Source organism: Rudaea sp., assembly GCF_036383415.1.
In the GTDB taxonomy this organism is placed as follows: Bacteria; Pseudomonadota; Gammaproteobacteria; order Xanthomonadales; family Rhodanobacteraceae; genus Rudaea.
The window spans coordinates 1-4,572 of record NZ_DASVOK010000479.1; the positions used below are offsets into that span (position 1 = coordinate 1).

Annotated in this window: 8 protein-coding genes; 1 reads left to right on the forward strand and 7 read right to left on the reverse strand. The window is 65.7% G+C overall.

Going from position 1 to position 4,572, the window contains the following annotated elements; translation table 11 throughout:
• Positions 1–177: 177 nt before the first annotated feature.
• The 7 genes from VF497_RS17255 to VF497_RS17285 are packed head-to-tail and all read right to left on the reverse strand — an operon-like array spanning position 178 to position 3,314.
• Positions 178–510, reverse strand: a complete 333-nt coding sequence (locus tag VF497_RS17255) for a TfoX/Sxy family protein (RefSeq protein WP_330891056.1) — start codon at positions 508–510, stop codon at positions 178–180.
• 57 nt (positions 511–567) lie between these two features.
• A complete protein-coding gene (locus VF497_RS17260) occupies positions 568–1,164 on the reverse strand; it encodes a GNAT family protein (protein WP_330891058.1) in 597 nt (198 codons plus the stop codon).
• A gap of 16 nt (positions 1,165–1,180) precedes the next feature.
• On the reverse strand, positions 1,181–1,543 hold the full coding sequence (locus VF497_RS17265; RefSeq protein ID WP_330891060.1) for an NIPSNAP family protein: 363 nt from the start codon (positions 1,541–1,543) through the stop codon (positions 1,181–1,183).
• 11 nt (positions 1,544–1,554) lie between these two features.
• Entirely contained in the window at positions 1,555–2,004 is a 450-nt protein-coding gene (locus VF497_RS17270) for a GNAT family N-acetyltransferase (protein ID WP_330891062.1), read from the reverse strand.
• A complete protein-coding gene (locus VF497_RS17275; protein ID WP_330891064.1) occupies positions 2,001–2,510 on the reverse strand; it encodes a DinB family protein in 510 nt (169 codons plus the stop codon). Before VF497_RS17275 ends, VF497_RS17270 begins: the two co-directional genes overlap by 4 nt.
• Position 2,511: 1 nt before the next feature.
• A complete protein-coding gene (locus VF497_RS17280; RefSeq protein WP_330891066.1) occupies positions 2,512–2,850 on the reverse strand; it encodes an antibiotic biosynthesis monooxygenase family protein in 339 nt (112 codons plus the stop codon).
• Between the two features lie 17 nt (positions 2,851–2,867).
• Positions 2,868–3,314 (reverse strand): carboxymuconolactone decarboxylase family protein, encoded by a 447-nt coding sequence (locus VF497_RS17285; RefSeq protein WP_330891068.1) that lies wholly within the window; start codon positions 3,312–3,314, stop codon positions 2,868–2,870.
• Between the two features lie 102 nt (positions 3,315–3,416).
• On the opposite strand from VF497_RS17285, the gene VF497_RS17290 reads away from it, so the two are divergent.
• Positions 3,417–4,572: PLP-dependent aminotransferase family protein (locus VF497_RS17290; RefSeq protein WP_330891070.1), on the forward strand; the 1,156-nt coding region annotated here is incomplete at its 3' end.

Here is a 4,572-nt window from a genome sequence, read left to right on the forward strand (position 1 = left end):
CTACGAGAAGATGGGCTCGCCGCGTTACCCCACCACCGTGCAGCAGAAGGACCTGCGCAAGGCTGCCGAACTGCCCGCACCCGAATCGGTTGCGATCAAGGACGGTACGCTGACGATCACGCTGCCGCCGCAAGGCCTGGCAGTGGTCGAGATCAAGTAGGCGCGACGAAATGCTCGCTACCGTTTCGGCGGTAGCGAGCCGACGAAGGCGAGCGCTGCGCGGACCAGCCGTCCGCGCAATGCGTCGTCGCCGCAGGTTTCCGGCGATACGCGCACCCAGCCGTGCATTGCGCGTCCGCGCATGACGGCGCGTTCGATGCCCGGCACGCGCAGCGCCCAATCGTCGCGATCCTTGCCGAGGCGAACGAGCAAGCCGGCATCGCGCGCGCCGAAGAGCAGATTGCCGTTGAGCAGCCACGCCCAGCCGCCGAACATCGCCTTGTTCGACAGCCCGTGAACACCTTCGAGTTCGCCGTCGATCAGTTCTTCCAGGCCGGCATCACGAGTCATGAGGCACCTGTCGCGCAGTGGAGGAGTGCATTCTCGCGCGAATCAGCGCGAGCCGCATTACGCCCGCGGCTTCGTCATCTGCCACTCCAGATGCGCCCTCACCGTCGGCCATTCCGCAGCCGTGATGCTGTAGACGCAGGTGTCGCGCAGCGCGCCGTTCGGCAGACGCCAGTGGCTGCGCAGGATGCCGTCGAGCTTGGCGCCGAGGCGTTCGATCGCAGTGCGGCTCTGGCGGTTGAGATGATGCGTGCGGAATTCAACCGCGATGCAATCGAGTTGCTCGAAGGCGCGGCTCAGCATCAGGTATTTGCACTCGGTGTTGATGCCGGTGCGTTGTGCGCTCTGCGCGTACCAGGTGCTGCCGATCTCGACGCGGCGGTTGTCGGCGTCGATGTTCATGTAGCTGGTCGCACCGACGACCTTGTTCTTCGCCTTGTCGACGATGACGAAGGGCTGCATGCTGCCGCGTTCGCGCAGGCCGAGGCGGCGTTCGATGTCCGCCTGCATGCCTTCTGGAGACGGCACCTTCGTGTACCAGAGCTTCCACAACTCGCCGTCGCGGACGACGTCGACTAGCGCATCGTGATGTTCGACGCCGAGCGGCACGACGGCGACGTGCTCGCCCTGCAGCGTGATCGAAGGGGGCCAGATCATCGGGTTTCTTCCTGCTTCAAATGTCCATGGGATTCGAGCGGCGCAGGTCCTCGACGCCCTCGGGTGACAGCCACAGCACCGTGTTGAGGAAATGGTCGATGCAGGCGAGCACGGCCTCGCGCGGGCCGAGGCGCCACGCGTCGGAGCCGTAGAACGCATCCTGCTGCGCGTTGAGATCGGCGAGATCGGCGTAGGCGCGGATCAGGTAATAGGTGTCGGCCTCGTGCGCCGACGCGCCGCAGGCGACGACGTCCATGTCCACCGCACGCAGCATCGGCAGCGCGATGGTGGTTATCAAGCGATTGAACTCGGCGCCAGTGCCGGCCTTGAGTTTGTACGCGCGCACTTCGATCAGGCGTTTTCCGGTCGGGTGTGGCATGCGCGGCTCCGTCACAGCGGCAAATGGTATTCGAGGAATCCGGTTTCGCGCTTCCAGCCGAGCGCTTCGTAGAGATGCTGTGCAGCCGCGTTGTCGGTCGCGGTGCTCAGCGACATCGATGCGGCGCCGTTCGCGCGCGCGAATGTGGCTGCCGCCGTCAGCAATTGCGCACCGACGCCGTGCTTGCGCGCCGCCGGCGCGACGAACAGGTCGTTGAGCAGGTAGGCGCGTACGCAGCGCACTGAACTGAATACGGGGTAGAGCTGGGTGAAACCGAGCGCCGAGCCGTCGGCATCGGATGCGAGCAGGATCACCGATTCGTGATGGGCAAAACGCTCGCGCAGGAATCCGCGCGCACGGTCGAGGTCGCCCGGCTGCGCGTAGAAGCGGCGGTAGGCGTCGAACAGCGGCGCGACCATGTCGAGATCATGGATGCTGGCTTGGCGAACCTGGTAGCTCATGACGTTTCTCCGTTCGCGCGCCTGGCTTCGATCATGCCGAGCAGCCATTGCAGGCCGGCGAGATGCTGCTGGTCGTGGCTGCAGAGCAGGTGGACGAGGCCGCGCAGCGTGATCGCGCCGTAGTCTTCGAATACCGCGTGGCGGTCGAGTTCGGTCGCATCGAGTCCGCGAATCAGCTCCACGGTTTGCATGCGCGCGGCGCGAAAGCTGGCGAGGACCTCACCCGCATCCGCATGCGCGTAGTCGCGCTCGCGTTCGAGGCGATAGCCGTCGATGTTGGCAAGAAATGGTTCATGCTCGGCCAGCGTGCGCTGCAGGCGCCGGTGGTAGCCGTCGATCTCAATGTCACGCACGTGGCAGATCTGCCCGATCGCCGTAAACGATTCGCTCGGTATGCCATTCCAGGATTCCGGCGCCCAGCCGGCGTGATCCGCGGGCACGGCGGCATAGAACTCCTCGAGTCGATCGGGGAACGAGATCAATGCCTGCAAGGTTGAGCTTTCCATCTCAGTTGCTCCGGTCGTCGCGTTCGTTCGGCGTGATATGCGCCAGTCTGCCGTCGCCGTACGAGCGCAGCACTTGCGCGATGACGATGTGGTAACCGTGATACCACTTCGCGTATTCGCGCTTGGCGGCGAGGTGATCCGGATGACTGGAAAATTGTTTCAGGGCGTCCAGCGATTCCCAGTAATAGGTCGCGTTCGCCGTCCTGCCGTCGGGCGAGCGCCAGGATTCGCGGCCGAGATAACCCTTGGTCGCTTTCGCAGCGGCATCGATGCGCGCGTTGAGCTCGTGGAAACGCGCGTCGTATTCGCCGGGTTCGAAGAGGAAGGCTGCGCTGTACATGCGGCGATCCGTTCCGGTCAGCCGCGCCGCGGCGGCTGCAAACGGAAGCCGACGCCGAAGCGGTTCCAGGCATTCATGCCGGCGATCGCGAGGGTCAGGTCGACGAGGGCCTTGTCGTCGAAATGCTCGCGCACCTGGGCGTACACGTCGTCCGGTGCCTGCGACTGCGGCAGCAGGGTCAGCGACTCGGCCCAGGCAAGCGCAGCGCGTTCGCGCGCGTCGAAAAAACTGACTTCGCGCCACACGCACAGGCAATCCAGGCGTTGCTGCGACTCGCCGGCAGTGCGCGCTTCGCGGATATGCGCGTCGACGCAATAAGCGCAGCCGTTGATCTGCGAGACGCGAATCTCGATCAGCAGGCGCAGGCGGGGTTCCAGGCCACAGCCGGCAAGATACTCGCGCATGTCGGCGAGGGTCTTCATGGCTTCGGGCGAGGCTTGGCGATGATTGAGACGGGCTTGCACGGAAGGCCTCCGGGTGGGTTCGAGCGTTTCCCTGCCACGCAGATTAGGTTTGTATAATGGCCCTATCCAGAACCGCAATATCGGAGGATAATGGGGCCAATCATGTACCTCGAACTGGATGGACAAGGCCCGCGCTATGCCCAGCTCACGCGCGGATTGAAGCAGGCGATCCTCGGCGGTCGCGTCGCCGCGCACTCGCGCCTGCCCGCGACGCGCGTGCTCGCGCGCGATCTCGACCTGTCGCGAAACACGGTGCTGGCTGCCTACGAGCAACTGGCGGCCGAGGGTTTCATCGAAGGCCGTGTCGGCTCGGGCTGCTACGTCGCTGCGATCGACGCGCTACCCGCCGCGCAGCCGGCCAAGGCGACGACGCGCACCGGCGCCGCACGCGCACCGCTGTCGCGCCGCGGCGAGCGCATCCGCGAATTGTGGGACCAGCGCATTCCGGGTCGCGAGCACATCGGCCTGCGCTACAACCTGCAGTACGGCATGCCGATGACCAATCCGCAGCTTGCCAGCGCGTGGCGGCGCGAACTGGCGCACGCGGCCGCGCATGTGCAGGCCGATTATCCCGATCCACAAGGTCTGTTCGCGCTGCGCGAACAGATCTGCGACTACCTTGCACGCCGCCGCGGCATCCTCGCCGCGCCCGAGGACGTGCTCGTCGTCAGCGGTGCGCAGCAGGCGTTCACGCTCGCCGCCGAACTGCTGCTCGACGAAGGCGACAGCGTCGTGCTCGAGGATCCGCACTACCAGGGCGAGCGTCAGATCATGCAGGCCAGCGGTGCCGAGATCGTCGGCTGCCGCGTCGACGAGAACGGCATCGTCAGCGCCGAACTGCCGACGCAGGGCCGGCCCAAGCTCGCCCTCGTCACGCCTTCGCACCAGTTCCCGAGTGGCGCGGTCATGAGCCTGGCGCGGCGCATGGAGCTGCTTGCGTGGGCGGCATCGAGCGGCTGCTGGATCATCGAGGACGACTACGACGGCGAGTTCCGCTACGACGCGCGTCCGCTCGCCGCGTTGAAGTCGCTCGACCGCGATGGCCGCGTTTTATACTTTGGTACTTTTTCCAAAGTGCTTTTTCCTTCGCTGCGCCTCGGCTACATCGTGCTGCCGCCGGGCCTGCGCGATGCCTTCATCGGCGCGAAATGGCTGACCGACCGCGGCTGCCCGGCGATCGAGCAGGCCGCGCTCGCGCACCTGATGGCCGACGGCGCGTTCGAGCGCCACCTGCGTGCTGCGGCGAAGTCGCTCAAGG

Excerpts from the sequence above, each read along its gene's own strand:
- VF497_RS17255 (WP_330891056.1), bottom strand. The coding sequence starts at position 510 with ATGACTCGTGATGCCGGCCTGGAAGAACTGATCGACGGCGAACTCGAA.
- VF497_RS17260 (WP_330891058.1), bottom strand. The coding sequence starts at position 1,164 with ATGATCTGGCCCCCTTCGATCACGCTGCAGGGCGAGCACGTCGCCGTC.
- VF497_RS17265 (WP_330891060.1), bottom strand. The coding sequence starts at position 1,543 with ATGCCACACCCGACCGGAAAACGCCTGATCGAAGTGCGCGCGTACAAA.
- VF497_RS17270 (WP_330891062.1), bottom strand. The coding sequence starts at position 2,004 with ATGAGCTACCAGGTTCGCCAAGCCAGCATCCATGATCTCGACATGGTC.
- VF497_RS17275 (WP_330891064.1), bottom strand. The coding sequence starts at position 2,510 with ATGGAAAGCTCAACCTTGCAGGCATTGATCTCGTTCCCCGATCGACTC.
- VF497_RS17280 (WP_330891066.1), bottom strand. The coding sequence starts at position 2,850 with ATGTACAGCGCAGCCTTCCTCTTCGAACCCGGCGAATACGACGCGCGT.